This is a genomic window from Janthinobacterium sp. FW305-129, from assembly GCF_020858115.1.
Lineage (GTDB): Bacteria > Pseudomonadota > Gammaproteobacteria > Burkholderiales > Burkholderiaceae_D > Janthinobacterium.
This window is the reverse complement of the sequence record NZ_JACYMM010000020.1, coordinates 23211-40507: the sequence shown is the minus strand read 5'-3', so window position 1 is coordinate 40507 and position 17297 is coordinate 23211. Positions and strand designations below refer to the sequence as shown.

Sequence of the window (17297 nt, the reverse complement as noted above, 5' to 3'; positions counted from 1 at the left end):
CTACTCGCACCCTGGCGGCGTATCTGCCGCCAGGGTGTTCAGTTTTTTGCCTGGCGCAGTCCTATTTCGATTTTTCCCGGTCTTCCTCGCGCCAACGCTTTTCCAGCTGCGCCATCCATTCGGCCTCTGCATTGGCATATTTCAAATTGGCTTTTGTACGGAATGATCCATTGCCAGGTTCTTCAAGATACACATCCCATAGCCCGGTAACATTGCTGTGCCTGTTTTTACAAGAACTCCTGAATTATTTTCACAACTTCTATTCCCATATTATTTCCAGTGGAACGCCCGGCTCCAGTTCCGCCTCCTTGCCAGCAAGGGGGTATTTTCGATGTCCCAGCAAATATTTTGTTACAAGTATCTTATAACTTCCATCATGAAGAAAATGGACGACAAACCTGTCGGCATCGGAAGAATTGTAATGAGGGATAGCGACAGTCTTCTCCACCCGAACCGGCTTACCATTTTTTACAGTATGCATGACAATCGCCGCTTTCATGCCTGGCGTCCATGTCGCAGGGATAGAAAGACAGCAGGTTTTTCCTCCACCACCTTCACCTGGGCTCAGGTAGCCAGCCTCGGCTGAAGATCCGTCTTCGAGTGTCACGACATAGCTGCCAACACCATACTCGGTATGGTTATACGCAGTCATATTTACGTCAATCTTCATTGCCTCCTTGCTACAATCTGTATTTAAAAACACAAGAAATCCACATAAAAATACGCAACCAAATCGTTTTCCCAGCAAATTCACCATAGCCTTCCAGAAACTGAAAATGCATTATCACAAAGAACATTCATATGAGAAAATTACTCTCCTATTATTTCAAGCGGCTCACTTGGCCGCAATCCGTTCTCTTCCCAGAAAATTGATATATCCCACCTCCAAAAATAATTGGCCATGATGCAAAATATTAAAAGTCCCCTATTGATATAAGATGAATGCTTTCCTGTGATCCGTTAAATAATTTAAGCAAACTTTTATGGCAGACAAAAAAGGCAGACAAATCCCCTCCCATTTGAAACAGCAAACGGTTCCTCAATGGGGTTTTTTCCAGCAGTTCATCATTCAAACTATAGCTATATACCTGCTCCAAAACAAATCCTCCCAACTCTATTGGAGGTGCCTCCTGGTCATAATGTGAGAATTTCCTGTCCCAGCAATCAAACCTCTCAGAAAATGCCATAAACCAGTAATCCTCGTACCATTTTTTATCATCATGCTTATAAGCAACGGGGTGCATATGCAAATTTGGAATTTCCAACTCCAATAAAACATCCCTGATAGAGCCTGGGATTACAAGATTCGAACCAGATAAAAGAATACATGATGATATTTTCATGGATGGAATTTTATTTTTTCTTTGATATTCAAACGATCCATTAAAGAAAACCAATGGCGGAGAACCAATCAACTGAGCCTCATATCTGAATGCCCTACCTTCAGTATTTTCATCAGGCGTCAACATTGGATTAGCATCATTACCCGAAGAGACAATGAAATAGTACTCCTTATCAAATTTTCCCAAAATTTCCTTCCTGCTTTTTAACTTTTACTTGGCGCCAAATAAATAAGCTATTTTCATTTTCCTGAAAATAATAAAATTTACCATGGCAATCTCTATCGACCAAGCAATAATTCGAAATTTTGATTTTCGAAATTAACCCTCGTAGATAGAAAATATTTTCATCATTGTAACTCCACTTATCCCGAATCGAAATCAACAATCACCGACCTGGATAAATTTTATACCATTTCCATTCCCTGATTTAAATATATTTAAAATTGACTCATGACAAACAATAAATGGATCAAGACTCCCCCCCATCTTGAAGAGCAGCCGCTGAGATTCAGGAATAGACTTCAATAAGTCATCATTAAAAGCATAGTGGTAGATTTGATGCAGTTCAAACCCACCTAAATTTATTGCCTCGCCATCCTTGTCATAATCCGACCTCAACCTACTCCAGCAATCAAAACCCTCAACAAAACTCATATACCAGTAATTTTCATACCATTTCCCATCATCATGTATGTAAACTGATGGATGCATATAAAGACCCGAAATATTTAATTCAAGAAGCGCTTCCCGCATAGCACTCGGAATTAACAAATCAAGCCCATTAAATAAAACATCCGGGATTTTTTTCAGAGATGGCACGCCTCTTTTTTTATTATAATCCAACGCGCCATTAACAAAAATAAACGGCGACTCACCTAATGAAAACTGCCTTATATCATACTTCCTTTCCGACGTATTCCGATCCGGAGATAAAGAAGGAATTCTTTCATCATCTACTGATCTCATCATAAAATAATATTGCTCCTCATATTTTTTCATCTAAGTTATTTTTTCCTGGACTTTTCTTTCACACTGCCGCCCAAAATTATTCCGTTGAACTGATCAATCTCACTTCGCTTGATACCCTCTTCGAAAATACATTCTTATGAGGGCATCCACCACAGCCTTCGCGCGCTTGATTTTCTTGCCTGTCATTGAGATTTTCGCGCTGCTTGCGTCAATCCGCGCAGCCAGCGTGGTGATGCGTGCAGCTGCACGCTTGCCGCTCAGGCTGGCATTACCACGACACCAGCACACTGTCCGCCGGCAGTACCGAGCGCCAACGCCGGTTTTTCACTGGCCAGCTCTACCGCCAGCGCAAGATGGACCAGATCCGCTGCGATGCCGAAACTGCCTGCCGATTCCATGGGGCTCAGCCGCTGTTCCAACGGGTCGAGACCGGCCAGCACCTGCTGCATGGCGGCCACCACCGCCATGCTTGCCTGCTGGCGATGATCGGCGTCGCTGACGACATGGGCGATGTCGGCGGCGTCCATGCCCGACGCCGTGATTGCGGCGGACATCACGCTGCGCAAGGCAGCGTGCGTCGCGGCGCCCTGCATGATGCTGACCGGCCCTAGCATTGCGGCATTTGCCCACACCGGCTCCGGCGCCCTCTCAGGGTTCCACAGCACGATGCCGCCCGCGCCTTCGGCAGGAATGTAGCCCTGCGGCGCGCTGCTGGAAAACACCTGCCCCAGCGCCAGCGCAGGCGCGAGTTCTTCGGGATCCAGCAAGCTGTCGGCACCGACGATAATGGTGCAGGCAACGCCAGGCTGGCCGATGCCGCTCTGCAGGCTCGACAGCACGCTGAAAAGATGGGCCTCGCCGGCCCGCATCGCCTGCAAGACATAGGCAATGTCACGCCAGGCCGACTGCTGCCAGGCCCGTGCAAAGACGGCGCCCTGCGCCTCGTCGCCGGATATCGCATCGGGCGCCAGCCAGTACACGCTCACCGGGCCATCTTCGCGGCGAACCAGGCTGCCTTTCTGCGCATGCAGATCGTCAAGGATGGCGGCGAGCATGGCCATGACGCGCGGCGCACGCAGGCGCGTGCCGGCGGCATGTCCCGTCGCAGCGAGATCGAGGGGATCGACGATGCCCGCATGGGCCGGATAGCCGGACGGGTGCAGGATGGCCTTGTCGGGCTTGAAGACCTGCTTGCGCGCCTTGCTGCCTTCGGCCGTTTCGGTCACGGCGCCATGCGGCGTCAGCGCGCTCCAGGCACCGATCCGCAGGCCCACGAGGGGTATGGGAGGCGCCAGCGCGACCTCTGGCGCCGGCACGCAGGCAGGCGCGCTTTCAGGCAAAGACGGCACGGATTTTGGAGCAGAAAGAAATTGCAGGCTGGTCCAGCCCAGCAAGGCCAGCAGCAAGGGCGGCGCGCAGAGCATCAGTATCGCGCCCCCGCCTGACAGATCCAGGCGCGATGGCGCCACGCTTGCCAGCAAGACAATCCAGGCAAGGCCGACAATTGCCAGCACAAGTATCCACAAAACGATCCTGAGCGCCAGCCGGCGGACCGAGCGCGGTACAGGTGGCAACTGCTGCAATGGAATATCGCTCATGATGCGCCTACCCTATCGTGGCCACGGGCAGGCTGGCGATCAGCGCGCAGCCGCAAGCGCTTTTATGCCCATGCAGCGCCACCTTGCGCCCGCCGATACTGAAGACGGCGCTGCCTTCGATGATGGGATTGCTGCCATGGCCCGCCAACGGGCACGCGACCATGTCGCCCAGCCTGGCGATGCCGATGCCGTGGAGGGTGTGCACAGGAGAAGCGCTTGCCACGACGCCGCCGTGGGTGGTCTTGTCGCCGAGCCGGATGATTGCGAGTGCCATGTCAGAATCCCAGCTGATTGCGGCGGAAGGAACTCCAGCCATCTTCAACCGATTTGACGTGCGCATCGATGCCGTCGCTGATCGCCTTGCCCGCCTTGCTGGCACTGCTCTGTACCTTGCGTGCGGCCTCCGTGGCCATGTCCTGGGCCTGGCTGGCGCCACGCTGCACCTTGCCCGCGGCTTCGGTGGCCATGTCCTTGGCCTGCTTGACGCCGCTTTGCACCTTGCGTCCGGCCTCGGCCGCCAGCTCCTGGGTCGCGTCCACCACCTCGCCGGCCTTTTTCTGCACGGCCGTGGCGGCATCGGTGACTTCTTTCTTCACGACGTTGACCGAGGTAATGACCATCTGCTGGCCGCGCTTCACGGCAGCGATGACGACCTGCTTGCCGCTCTGATACACCTCTACCGTATAGGTGACGCCAGCACGCACGGTCTCGACGACAAATTTTTCACCCACCTTGTACGTATGCGTGGCCACCCGCTTGCCGCCTTCCCAGGTTTCCATCACCACGCCCTCGGCCCGGTGGTACACCTTGATCACGCCCTTCTTGATGGCAGTGACGGTATCGTCCAGCCAGTCCAAGCCTTGCGCCAGCACATTGCGCGACGACTCGGCCATGCCGCGCGGACGGAAATAGCTGAATGGTTCGATGCCGCCCATGAAGCCGGCCTTGGAATCATGCACCGCGGATTTGATGAAATTGAGTACGGGATCGGACGCCGTCGCTTGCCAGGCATTGAGCCGCCACTTTTCCGGGCGTACGACCATGCTGTACTTCATGCCGATGACCTGCAGCGTTGCTGCCGATACCGTGGGCAGAATATGCGACTCGACAAAATCTTTTGCTTTGGCGTAATCCAGTAACAGTTCAGCTTCACGCGCAATGCCGGGATGACCTTTTTTGCTGTCGCCCTTCCTGCCTTCCGCTTCGATCAAGTCAGGCGTCCTGATTTTTCGCTTGGTCATCGTTCCCCAGGTAGAGTACAGGGCTTTCATGTGAGCCGTGACAGCTTGTTCCACGGTGGCGGGAGCACCAATTGCTGCAATATATTGCTTGTACGAGGCTTCGACCTCAGGCTTGAGTTCAAAACGATCCTCAAATATTTTTTCCCCAAATTTAGGTAGATCGTCATAGTCAACCAAACGAACGCCATTTTTAAAGGCCTCACGCATCATGTCGCGCATGGGAATACGCGCATAGTTATTCGATATTTTCTGTTCTTTCAGCGGCTCGTATCCCCCTCCCACATCGGAATGCGCGCCCGGATAAACGGCCTCGGTCCAACCAGACCTGAGCACGCCGTTTTTCCTGATCAAATCGACTGGAAACGAAAAACGCAGCTCATGGGCTGCCACATAATGCACGCAACGTTCGATCGCATGTGGCACCACCAGATTCTTTTCGTTAAAGGGAGTATCAATGGTGAGCGACGGTAGACCAAAAGAGGCGACCGTATCGAATAATCCCATGAAGTGCAAGCGTATGGGTACCCCTTTATAACGAAGTACGCCATCTTTTCCAGTAGTGCACTCTTTCATCATGTCATTGCTGAATGCACGGGCCAGCGCTGCGCCGCGCGAAAAACCGAAGATAGAGAGATTAATAATGGTAATCAAACCATGTGCCTCGATAGCAGCGGCAAGACCATTGATATTCTCCGGTTTTCCATTTTTTGCGTAAGCCGTTAACGGGATATTCAGTTGTTTGGCATTTTTTACAAGGGCGGATCGCAAGCTCTCGTCAACGTTAGTTTGCCCGAACTCGGTTCGTCGCGTTCCACCGGCACCTAATCCACGCCCAGCGGCCTCTGAATCCTGTATTTCCATCAGCTTATTGTCCGGCCAATCCATCCAGTCGGTAGACTCGTCTTTAAATTTTGTGCCTACCCCAGGAACATAAATTGCATAGTTTGAACCTCCTTTATCACTATTCTTCATAAACTGAGCTGATCGCCACATTCGCGCAGGATTTGACCAACGGCGAGTCTTATTATCCTCATCCTTATTATTACCTGTTCCATCAAAGAATATGCTGATATTCAAAATATCAGCACAGCTCTGTGATGCACCTGGCTTCCCGCATGGAGCATCACGATTGCACGCACGAGCCGCAATCAAATTATCGTCCTCAGCCATATTATCTTCTCGCAGCGAGTATTTTTTTACCGCGCACACTAACCTCAGGAACGGACGCAGAGAAAATTATCTCCGCGGTCTCATCTGGATAGAGGTGCAACCCAAGATAGCGTGTTCCAGCAGGTACCTGCTCAGGCAAAACAACTAACTGGTTCTTCAAGGTCACTACCTCACCTATGCGCGGCGTTCCTTTCGGTCCGTCCAATTCCCAGTGTAATGTCTGAATGCCGAACGGAATACGAACACCTGCAATGGTGCCAGTGGCACCAAACTTGTTCATCACGCCAAGGTCCTCACCATTAAAAATAATGTTAGTAATGACGTGATCGACATAAGAAATCATTTCCACATTGAGAACTATTCCTTTTTGCATTTTTTTTCCTCCTTGACCGCACGCCATCAGTGGCGTCAACAACAATAGTCCGAAAAAACCAAGCACACTTCGTCGTGCTGCAAGTGGCAAAATTTCGTCACCCTCGAAACCATAACCTTTATCGTATTTCATGATGCTTCCTTATTCCCCGTTTATCGGTTACCTACTTAGAAACCTCGCTTTATCACTGCTTCACACCAGCATTACGCATCTATGTTCGAAGAGTTCATTGGCATCATTCATTTTTATTTCTCTTCAAACGATATTCTTTTCCACGCTGGGTTCTCTGCGGGAGAAATTTATCGAATGTAACTTCAGCGGTATCATCCGGATAAATATGCAAGCCAAGATATCGAGTTCCCTCGGGTATCTGCTGCCGCGATATTGTCAATTGTTTATTGATGGTAACAACCTCGCCATTGCGTGGTGTACCTTTTGGGCCACCCAAGGTCCATTGTAATGTCTGGATTCCGAACGGAATACCGACGCCGGCAATGGTTCCAGTACTACCAAATCTGTTCATCACACCCAAGTCAGTATCGTTAAAAATAATATCGGTAATGACTCTGTCCACATTGGAGTACATGACCACGTCCAATACTATATATTTCCGTACCGTCCGGCCGCACGCTACCAGCGGTATTGCCAGCCCTAGCGCAATCACCCTGATGACGTGACGCCTGCTTGGCGGCGAAGGTGCCAATTTTTGAGTTGCCGAGTTTTTTCCATCCTTGTCACGCATGTTATTTCTTTCTCGCCGCCAGAATTTTCTTGCCTCGAACTGTTCGTTCAGGTAAGGACTCCGCAAAGGTGAACTCAACCGTATCATCGGGATAAACATGTATGCCGAGATAACGCGTTCCCGGCGGTATCTGCTCCGGTGAAATGACAAGTTGATTCTTTGGGGTCATACGCTCGCCATTGCGCGGTGTTCCCTCCGGCCCGTCCAAAGTCCATTTCAATGTCTGAATCCCGAATGGAATATAAACGTCGGTGATGGTCCCAGTGCCACCATACCTGTTCATTACGCCCAGGCCAGTACCGTTAAAAGAAATATCGGTAATGACCCGGTCAACGTAGGAGAACACTTCCACATGCAATGCTGTTTCTTTTTGCACTCTCTGCCCGCACGCCGCCAGCGGCAGTATCAAACCGCACGCGATCAATCCGAGCGCCAGCCGACGGCCTGGCTTCATTGCTTCTTGTTTCCAGATACTCATGGAAACTGGTCCATGGCGGCTTCAAAGCTGATTTCGCCGGCCTTGACCTGCGCCAGCAGTGACGCAATGGCCGGGTTGGTCTGGAGCTTGTCGCCGTAGATCAGGGCGGCGCAGATGTAGTTCAGAATGTCGCGCATGCCGAACAGCTTCAGTTTGCGCGCGGCTAACAGGTGTTTTTGCACGAGGCGGTAGTGCTGCGCGCGTGGAATATCCATCAGCAGCTGCGGCTGGTTCTCCTGCAGCATCGACAAAAGCTGGTCCGGCATGCCCGCTTCGACCAGCATGTCGACCTGCACCTGGGCCAGCTTGAGCGGCAAGGTCACCTGATGGGGCGGCAGACCGTTGTCGTTTTCGCCTGGCAGTATCTGCTGCGGATGGCCTTCGCGGTCCCAGTACCACCATGCCTGTATGCCCTGCAGCAGGCGCTCGCGCTGGGAAACGGTCAGCGCCGGCACGCCTACGTGCAAAGTCAGATCGCTTTTCTGTCCCATCAGGGTACCCAGGATGGCCGGGTCCCAGAAGGCAAAAATCATGTCGGTGCCGTCCGGCAGCAGTATCTCGGTAAACGCCGCCAGGCTTTCCCACAGCGTGTCGAAATCATCAGTACTTGCCAGCAGCGTAAGGCTGGCGGGATGGCTGGCGGCGCCTTGCGCGATTTCCGGCCACGCTTCGGTATCGGCGGCCAGTGGCGACAACGCCACCAGATGGGGCGCGTACGCTTCCGTGTCGGATCCGAGCGCCGCTGGCAGCAGGCACTTGCTGCGCATGCTGATCTGCTCTTTTTCAAAGCGCGCCAGCAGCGTGCCGTCCTGCGCCTGGTCGACAATGGCATAACAGCTCAGTTCACGATTGTCGAGCGCACTTGCCAGGTTTGCTTCAAACGAAGCCTTATCCAGAGGTAAAAATTTCATCGTTGAGGTCCTTTGTTGACGAAGGCGGAGCGCTGTTTTGCGCGCTTTTGCAGGCATTCCTTGCAGACTCCCTGCGGCCGCACTGCGCCACGCGCCGCGGCCGCCTTTTTCGTGGTTTTATTTTTTTGTCCGAAAGCCGCAAGCGGCATCATCACACCCAGTCCTATCAAGCCCAGCACACTGCGCCGGCCTGACAGCAGTGGCTGCAATGATTTGCCGGACATATCTCGTTTGTCGTGCCTCATGATGTTCTATCCTTTATGTATTCCAGCGATGAAAATGTCATCGTTGCGATCCTTTGTTGACGAAGGCCGTACGCTGTTTTGCGCGCTTTTTCAGGCATTCCATGCAGACTTCCATGGGCAGCACCGGCAGCGCATACGGCATGGTCTTCGGGCCGGGCATCGAGAAGTCGGCGTTATGGCTGATGCGCTGGCCGCTCGTCATGTCGGTGATGCCCGCGCCGTTGATCCTGATGGCCGAGCCATCGGCGCCGAGAATGATCTCCTTCTTGGCGAAAATTTCGATGCGGTCGGTGGCTGACAGCAGGCGCAATACTTTTTGGGCGATGATGTCGATGTCGCCGCCGTGGGCCTGGATCTCGACCTTTCCTTTCGCGGCGAACAGCTTGATGCCCGCGTTATAGGCAAACAGGCTGATCTTCTCCTTGACGCTGGCGATCAGGCTTTTGCCGACGGCAAGGTTGGTATCCTCGCCCGACGACATGGTGACCTGCTCGCCGCTGTGCAGGTGCGTGCTCTTCGGCGTGGCGAGGCCGATGCCGGCCGGCGACGCCGCCAGCAGCACCGGTTCGGCGAAGCGGTTGGCGCCCTGCTGGCCGGCGCCGTCGTATTGCGCCTGGGTCGCGTCGATGAATTGCTGGAACGCCTGCTGCCCCGGCAGTGCCTCGGCACTGGACTTTTCCGCCACGTCCGACAGGTTTTGCGCCAGCTCGTGCGCCTGCGTCAGCTGATCGTATGCCTCGCGCACGTCGAGCTGGGAGCCGCGCCCGCCGGGCCGGCCATAGGTGCTGATGTACAGTCCCTTTTGCGTGGTGATGGCGCCATACGCATCCGAATTGAGGGCGAAGCCGGAACCGAAAAAGCCGTCGCGCTGATTGCCCTGCTGCCCTACCAGGTAGCCCAGGTTGAGCTGCGCATGGGTATTGCTGCTGTATAGTTGCACCCGGTTCTGCTCGGTGTTGTCGTCCATTACCAGCTGGTTGAAGCCGGCGCCCTTGTATTCCTTCGATTTGTAGCCCGACACGCGTCCATCGGTATGCCATTGCGGCGCTTGTTCGCCGTTGTAGATGCGGCCCGTGATGATGGGCCGGTCCACGTCGCCGTCCAGGAAGGTGATGATCACTTCCTGGCCCACGCGCGGCACATGCACGGCGCCGTATCCCTCGCCGGCGTTCGGATAGCTGACGCGCACCCAGCACGAAGCCTTTTCGTCGCCGGGATTGAGGCGGTCCCAGTGGAAGCGCACCTTCACGCGGTTCAGCGCATCGGTATGGATTTCCTCGCCGGCCGGACCGACCACGGTGGCCGTCTGCGGATGCATGGCCGGCTTGGCGTGCACGCAGGCGCTGCGGTATTCCACGCTGCGGCGCTGCACTTCGAAGCGGTTGAAGCAGTGGCCGGTGCGCTCATCGCCGGCGCCGGGCTGGGCCAGGCCGGCGCGGTTCAGGCCCGCCTCTTCCTTGAACTGCAGCAGCCGGCCTTTCAGGCTGCCCGAAAAATCCTGTTGCATGCCTGACAGCGGCAAGTTGTTTTCGATCGCCCATTCCACGCCCAGCACGACGAACTGGCGCTCCTCGGCCGCCTCCTCGGCGTGGGCCGGATGGTCGAGCAAGGTAAACCAGCAGCCCACCGGCAGCCGGCGCACGCCCGAAGTGCCAAAAAACCGCTTGATGCGCGACTCCCACTCCTGCACCCGGATGCGCGATTGTTCCGCGCCGTGCTCGGTGTCGGCGCTGCTGTAGGCGCCCGTATATTCATAGACCTCGAGCTGCGGCGGAATACTGCCGTGCCCTGGCAATATCTGCACGGCATTCTGCTGACCGCTGCGAGGCGCCTTGTAGTCGTAGGTGCGGGTCGCCAGCTGGCTGTTCGACAGCGTGCGGGCGCCGCCCCACTGGACGATCTTGTCCAGCTCCTCGGTGGCATCGGCACGGTGAAAGGCGATCTGCCCGGGCTGCAGCGGCTTGAGCGATTGCACCGAATCGGTGATGATCCACTGATGGCCGCTGCCATCGGCCGCCTGTTCGACATAGCCGTACCAGCCTTCGCTTTCCAGCATGCGCATGACAAATTGCCAGTCCGTCTCGTACTGCGTGCAATACGAGCGCTGGCGCACCGCCTGGTTCAGGTCGAACCTGAACTTGCCCTGGCATTGCGGATGGCCGCCCAGCACGTCGGCGATGATGTCGTCGGCACCCTTGTTCTGCCAGATGCGCGCATCCTTGCGGAACTTGAGAAAATGCAGGCAGCTGGCAAAAGCGATCTGATAGGCCGACAGCTGCCCGTCGCTGCCCAGCTTCCTGACAGTGTGTACGTAACCGTGGACGGGCTGGTAGCTGGCGTCCGGCTGCAGTACCCACAAGGTCACTTCCTGGGCGATCAGCTGCTTGAGTTCCAGCGCGCCGTCGAGCGACAGCAGATCGACGATATAGTCGTATCCCTGGCTCACGCGGTCGACCGCATGGACGCGCTGCGCCAGCAGGACGTCGGCGCCAAGCGGCGTGTCGAGCTTGAGCAGCCTGGCGTGCTGGCCCACTCCCGCGAACATGTTTTCCAGTTCCTGTTGCAACTCAGCCATGAAATACGGCTCCTTCTACTTGATGGTGTACTTGAACTGCCCCTGCTTGCTGGCGCTGACCTTGATTTTCGTGATCGCGGCGCCTTCGGCCATTTTGGCCAGCACCGACTCGGCGATCTCGGGCAGCACGGTGCCGTTGAGGATATTGTCGACATTGCGCGCGCCCGAATCGACTTCGGTGCAGCGCGCCAGCACGGCCTCGACCAGCGCTTCGTCGTGGCTGAATTCGGCCTTGTGATTGACCGCGATGCGCCGGGCGATCTTGCCCAGTTTCAGGCCGATGATATTGACCAGCACATCGTCCGAGATCGGATAGAACGGGATCACTTTCAAGCGCCCCAGGAAGGCCGGCTTGAAGTTCTTGACCAGTTGCAGGCGGAGCTTTTCCTCCAGCTGTTCCGGCGTCGGCAGGTCTGGCGCCGCCACGTTCAGGCAGGCCTGCATCAGGATGCTCGAACCGACGTTCGAGGTCAGGATGATGATGGTATTTTTAAAGTCGATCTCGCGCCCTTCGGCATCCTCCATCACGCCCTTGTCGAAGACCTGGAAGAACAGTTCGAGCACGTCCGGGTGGGCTTTTTCCACTTCGTCGAGCAGCACCACGCTGTACGGGTTGCGCCGCACCGCCTCGGTCAGCACCCCGCCTTCGCCATAGCCGACGTAGCCGGGCGGCGAGCCTTTCAGGCCCGACACGCTGTGCGCTTCCTGGTATTCGCTCATGTTGATGGTGATCAGCTTGCGTTCGCCGCCATACAGCACGTCGGCCAGCGCCAGCGCCGTTTCCGTCTTGCCCACGCCGGACGGGCCGACGAACAGGAACACGCCCTTCGGCTTGTTCGGGTCATCGAGGTTGGCGCGCGAGGTGCGCACGCGCTGCGCCACCGCCTCGATCGCATGCGACTGGCCCAGCACGCGCTCTTCCAGCATGTCCTTCAGCTTCAACACCGTGCGGATTTCATCCTTGACCATTTTGCCCAGCGGGATGCCGGTCCAGCCGGCGACGATTTCCGCCACCACGTGGCCGTCGACCTGCACCGGCACCATCGGCGTTTCGCCCTGCAGCGCGCGCAAGTCCTTGAGCAAGGCCTGCAGGTCGCCCGCCTGGCTGGCATCCGGTTTCGTGCCGGACTGGCCGGCGCCGGCGCGTTCCAGCTCCTGGCGCGCCGCCCTGATTTTCCCCGTCAGCGCCTTTTCGCTTTCCCAGCGCGCGGCCAGCGCCGCATGCTCGCCGGCGGCGCCGCTGCGCTGCGCGCGCAAGTCTGTCAGGCGCGCCGGGTGCTTCCCGCCGCTCTTTTCCTCGCGCTCGAGCGTCGCGACTTCGGCGTCGATGCGGTCCAGCCTTTTGACCAGGTTTTCCAGCAGGGCCGGCGTCGCGTTCTGGCCCAGCGCCACCTTGGCGCAGGCGGTATCGAGCACGCTGATGGCCTTGTCGGGCAGCTGGCGGCCCGAGATGTACCGGTGCGACAGACGTACCGCTTCGGTGATGGCTTCGTCGTAGACGCGCACATTGAAATGCTTTTCCATCAGCGGCGCCATGCCGCGCAACATGGCGCAGGCCAGTTCTTCGCTGGGTTCTTCGATCTTGACGACCTGGAAGCGGCGCGCCAGCGCGGCGTCCTTTTCAAAATATTTCTTGTATTCGCCCCAGGTGGTGGCGGCAATCGTGCGCAGCTCGCCGCGCGCCAAGGCCGGCTTGAGCAGGTTGGCCGCGTCGTTCTGGCCGGCCGTGCCTCCGGCGCCGATCATGGTGTGCGCTTCGTCGATGAACAGGATGATGGCGTGCGGGCTTTTCTTGACTTCGTCGATGACGTTCTTCAGGCGGTTCTCGAACTCGCCCTTGACGCTGGCGCCGGCCTGCAGCAGGCCCATGTCCAGCGTATGGATCTCGACTCCCTTCAGCACGTCGGGCACGTCGTTCAGCGCGATGCGCAGCGCCAGACCTTCCACCACGGCAGTCTTGCCCACGCCCGCCTCGCCCGTCAGGATGGGATTGTTCTGGCGGCGGCGCATCAGGATATCGATCGCCTGGCGGATCTCGGCGTCGCGCCCGATCACCGGATCGACCTTGCCGTCGCGCGCGCGCGCCGTCAGGTTGGTGGTGAACTGGTCCAGCGCCGGGGTTTTCGATGCGGCCGCGCGTCCTTCGAGTTCGCCAACGGGGTCTCCTCCTCCCTCGCCGCCCTCCCCCGCCTCGCCATCGGCCGCCGGGGCGCCGGCCGCCTCCTGCGAGCCTTGCGTGATCTTGTCGAGATTGTGTTTCAGGTCGTCGAGCTTGAATTTGTTGAACAGTTTCGAACCGCGGTACGCCAGCTGGGCCAGTTCAGGGTCGGTCAGCAGCGCCTGCAGCAGATGGGCGCTGCGGATGCTGGCCTGGCGGCCGGCCTGCACGTCGAGCGAGGCGATCAGCCAGGCGTTTTCAAACAGCTTCGGCAGCCTGGACGAAAACACGGGGGTGCGCGCATTGCCGGTCTGCAGGCGCGCCACTTCGGCCTGCAGGTCCGCTTCGAGCATGCTGACGCTGATGCCGCTGTGGCGGGCGATCAGCGCGAAGTCGCTGGCCGGCTGCTCCAGCAGGGCCAGGAACAGATGTTCCAGGTCGACCTCGTATTGCCCGAGGCCGACGCAGATGCCGGCGGCGCGGGTGGCGGCGGTGCGGCTGGTGTCATTGAGCTTGCTGATCAGCGTCTTGAGGTTGATGCTCATGGGGCGAAGGTCCTTGTGTGGAAACGGATAAAAAAAGAAGATGGTTCATGCCAGCGCATGCAGTTCGTAGCGCACGTCGCCGCGGTCTTGCGCGGCGCCGGCGGTGATCAGGAAACTGTCCCAGCCCAGCCGCCCGCCGCTGCGTGGCTGCTCCAGCGTGACGCCATGCACGTCGTCGGCGCGCAGCACCAGCTGCACTTCGTATTCGAGGCACAGGCCGGTAAACATGGTGAGCATTTTTTCCAGCGCGCGCGCCGCCGCCCCGCCCGGCAGGAAGGCGTCGAAATGGGCACGCGCCAGGGGACCGACAACCAGCCGCATGCGCAGATCGCGCTGCCAGACGCGCGCGCCGACCAGCGCGGTCGAACCGAGCATGGCGTTTATGCCGCCCAGGCTGCTTTGCTGGTCGCGCGGCACGTCGTACCAGCAGCCGACGAACTGGATCACCTTGATCGGCTGGCCGAAATACGCGGACAATACCTGGCCCATCGCCACCGCCGATGGCGGCCGGTGCCGCATGGCGGCGACAAAAAATCCCACCGACTCGTCGAGCACGCCGTCGCCATCGTCGTACAGGCGCCGGCGCAGCGACTCATGGCCCAGGCCCGCCAGCGACAGCAGCAGCGGCAGGAACTTGTCCTTGCCATCGAGCTGATACTTGAGCTCCAGGCGGTACTTGCGCCACGCTTCGTAGAACAGCGCCAGCGCGCGGTTGGAAAAGGTGTCGAGAAAGGCGCGCGGCCCCGCGTCTTTCTCGTACAGCTGGTGCGCGGCGATGCGTTCCGTGTAATGGGCCGGCAGCGCCCCGGCCACGCCAAGAAAACCCATGAAGGCCGGCGTGATGCGGATGTATTTCAGCTCGGCGCGCCGCACGGCCTCGCCCAGCGCGCGCATGTCACCCGCCAGGGCGCCCAGCTCGCGCGGTTCGGCCTGCACCGCTTCAAGCTGGCTGGGCGCGAAACTGAGCGACACCGAATTTTGAAAGCGCAGGAAGTTGGCCACCGCGCCCTCGCGCGCCATGCCGTTGCGCACCAGCCAGAGCTCGAGCATGCGCACCGCCTGGAAGTACTGGAAGCGGTAAGGCTCGGCGAACAGGCGCTCGATTACACTAGGCTCAAATCGCCGCTGCGTGGTTTGCATCGCAACAACTCCTCTCCCGATTTTTTCGACAGCACCACCAGTTGCGTGAAACTGTTGGCATGCACGTACAAGCCGAGAAAACACTCGACGATATGGGCAAACGCATGGATGCCGCTGCCGACAAACGCTTCTTCGTCCAGCGTCAGGCGCACCTCGATTCCACGCACCAGGCAGGCGAAGGGATTGCCGGGCAGCCAGGCATTGGCCGCCTTGTGGTCGATCGCCGCGATACCGCTGATCTGCCGCTGCGAGGTCGCCGAACGGGGCAAGTCATACAAAGTCAACATTTCCTGGAACGCTTCCAGGCCGCTGCCCGACAGCGACAGATGGTTCAGCGACAGGTGCGAGATCAGGCGCCAGTGCGCGCCGCGGCCCCGCTCGAAGCGGTGCGACTCGGTCGGCTTGCGCAGGAAGTGGATGCTGCGCACGCTCGATCCGCCTTCCAGGAACAGGTCGCCGCCGCGCAGGCCATAGGTGAGTTGCGCCGGCAGGTCGCGGTTGGTACAGCTCAACTCCAGGCTCAAAGTATCGGTTTCAATCGCGGCCGGATCGAAATCGATGTCGACGATGGAAATCTCGGTCTCGTAGCCGGGACTTTTTTCACTGATGGTATCATCGCGCCGCATCACCCAGTAATGGCCATCCCTGGCCGGTGTCTGGCCGTGGCGCAGCGAATAGAAAGGCCGAAATTCGGTGATCGACTCCCCTTGCGGCGTCTGGCGCACCAGCTTGACCGACTCGATTGCGTGCACCTCGAAGGCGTAGGCGCGGCGCGCATCGGCCAGCACCGGATAGCTGGCGGCCGTGTGCGTCAGCCGGATCGGTTCGCCGCGCAGGCGGAACAGGTTGACCACCGGCGTGCAGCCCAGCAGCAGGTTGTTGGTCGACATGGTGCCCAGCATGCGCGCCGTATTCGAATCGGTGCGCAGGCCGGCCAGGGCCAGGTGCAGCGTGATGCGCCGGCAGCCGGACGGCAGCGGCGCGCACAGCGCGGCCAGGTCGATGTCGAAGAAATTGAATTTTTCCGGAAAACAGAAGTATTCGGTCAGCAGCCGGTAGGCCGGATGGGAACGGGCCGAAAACGGGATCAGCGCATCGTCCTCGGCATAACCGGCGATGCTGACAGGCACCTGCGCCAGCGCGCTCCAGCGGCCGCTGTCATCGGCTTCCACATAGGCCTTGACCGTGCGCATGAACAGCGCGTCGCGCAGCGCCGCGCAAAACGAGGGTTCGCCATCGATGAACACGCGCAGCTTCGCCACGCCCAGCTGCGCCAGCGAGATCTGCTCGGCGGTCGCTTCGATGACGATGCTGACGCTGGAAGTGGCGTTGGGCGGCAGTTGCATTTGCTCGGGCGCGTCGATGATGGCGGAAAATGCCGCATGCGTCAGCGCCAGCGGCGCCACGGTGACGGGATAGGCGGTGCGGAAAGTGCACGCGACGCCCTTGACGGGACGCGTCGCCAGTTCGGTGCCGCGCGCGATCTCGGTGGCGGCCGTCAGCTGCGCCGCCGCACCGCTGTAGTCGAGGCGCGCGATCGAGCACGAAGGAAACGGCCGCAGGTAGTGCGGATACAGCACCTCGAACAACGCCTCGGTAAATTCGGGGTAATCGTCATCGAGGCGTTTCGAGATGCGCGAATTGAGCAGCGCGAAGGACTGGATCATGCGCTCGATATGCGGGTCTTCGCAGACTTCGCCGCCGATCAGCAGGCGCCCGGCGATCTTCGGGTAGCGCTCGGAAAACTCGCGCGAATAGCGGCGCAGGAAACCCAGCTCGCGTTCGTAATACGGTAACAATTCTTCCAAG

General features: G+C 57.9%; 15 protein-coding genes. All 15 read right to left on the bottom strand.

The window, feature by feature from the left end:
* Positions 1-259: 259 nt before the first annotated feature.
* Entirely contained in the window at positions 260-757 is a 498-nt protein-coding gene (locus tag IGS61_RS26915; RefSeq protein WP_230542380.1) for a DUF3304 domain-containing protein, read from the bottom strand.
* 157 nt (positions 758-914) lie between these two features.
* Positions 915-1529 carry a hypothetical protein gene (locus tag IGS61_RS26910; protein ID WP_230542379.1) on the bottom strand — a complete coding sequence of 205 codons (615 nt, stop codon included), beginning with the start codon at positions 1527-1529 and terminating at the stop codon, positions 915-917.
* A gap of 192 nt (positions 1530-1721) precedes the next feature.
* The gene (locus IGS61_RS26905) at positions 1722-2342 is read right to left on the bottom strand and encodes a hypothetical protein (RefSeq protein ID WP_230542378.1); all 621 of its coding nucleotides are present in this window, start codon (positions 2340-2342) and stop codon (positions 1722-1724) included.
* 227 nt (positions 2343-2569) lie between these two features.
* A complete protein-coding gene (locus IGS61_RS26900) occupies positions 2570-3910 on the bottom strand; it encodes a hypothetical protein (protein WP_230542377.1) in 1341 nt (446 codons plus the stop codon).
* 7 nt (positions 3911-3917) lie between these two features.
* Complete coding sequence (locus tag IGS61_RS26895) at positions 3918-4184, bottom strand: PAAR domain-containing protein (protein ID WP_230542376.1); 267 nt, start codon at positions 4182-4184, stop codon at positions 3918-3920.
* 1 nt (position 4185) lies between these two features.
* Positions 4186-6321, bottom strand: a complete 2136-nt coding sequence (locus tag IGS61_RS26890) for a T6SS phospholipase effector Tle1-like catalytic domain-containing protein (RefSeq protein ID WP_230542375.1) — start codon at positions 6319-6321, stop codon at positions 4186-4188.
* 1 nt (position 6322) lies between these two features.
* Entirely contained in the window at positions 6323-6826 is a 504-nt protein-coding gene (locus tag IGS61_RS26885) for a hypothetical protein (RefSeq protein WP_143450790.1), read from the bottom strand.
* 103 nt (positions 6827-6929) lie between these two features.
* Positions 6930-7436 (bottom strand): hypothetical protein, encoded by a 507-nt coding sequence (locus tag IGS61_RS26880; RefSeq protein ID WP_230542374.1) that lies wholly within the window; start codon positions 7434-7436, stop codon positions 6930-6932.
* Between the two features lies 1 nt (position 7437).
* A complete protein-coding gene (locus IGS61_RS26875; RefSeq protein WP_230542373.1) occupies positions 7438-7914 on the bottom strand; it encodes a hypothetical protein in 477 nt (158 codons plus the stop codon).
* Complete coding sequence (locus IGS61_RS26870; protein ID WP_230542372.1) at positions 7911-8882, bottom strand: DUF4123 domain-containing protein; 972 nt, start codon at positions 8880-8882, stop codon at positions 7911-7913. The genes IGS61_RS26875 and IGS61_RS26870 overlap by 4 nt, the downstream gene beginning before the upstream one ends.
* Positions 8822-9070, bottom strand: a complete 249-nt coding sequence (locus IGS61_RS26865) for a hypothetical protein (protein WP_230542371.1) — start codon at positions 9068-9070, stop codon at positions 8822-8824. Before IGS61_RS26865 ends, IGS61_RS26870 begins: the two co-directional genes overlap by 61 nt.
* A gap of 37 nt (positions 9071-9107) precedes the next feature.
* On the bottom strand, positions 9108-11645 hold the full coding sequence (locus tag IGS61_RS26860) for a type VI secretion system Vgr family protein (protein ID WP_230542370.1): 2538 nt from the start codon (positions 11643-11645) through the stop codon (positions 9108-9110).
* Between the two features lie 15 nt (positions 11646-11660).
* On the bottom strand, positions 11661-14348 hold the full coding sequence (tssH, locus tag IGS61_RS26855) for a type VI secretion system ATPase TssH (RefSeq protein WP_230542369.1): 2688 nt from the start codon (positions 14346-14348) through the stop codon (positions 11661-11663).
* 45 nt (positions 14349-14393) lie between these two features.
* The gene (tssG, locus tag IGS61_RS26850) at positions 14394-15488 is read right to left on the bottom strand and encodes a type VI secretion system baseplate subunit TssG (protein ID WP_230542368.1); all 1095 of its coding nucleotides are present in this window, start codon (positions 15486-15488) and stop codon (positions 14394-14396) included.
* Entirely contained in the window at positions 15452-17296 is a 1845-nt protein-coding gene (tssF, locus tag IGS61_RS26845) for a type VI secretion system baseplate subunit TssF (protein WP_230542367.1), read from the bottom strand. Before tssF ends, tssG begins: the two co-directional genes overlap by 37 nt.
* Position 17297 lies beyond the last annotated feature (1 nt).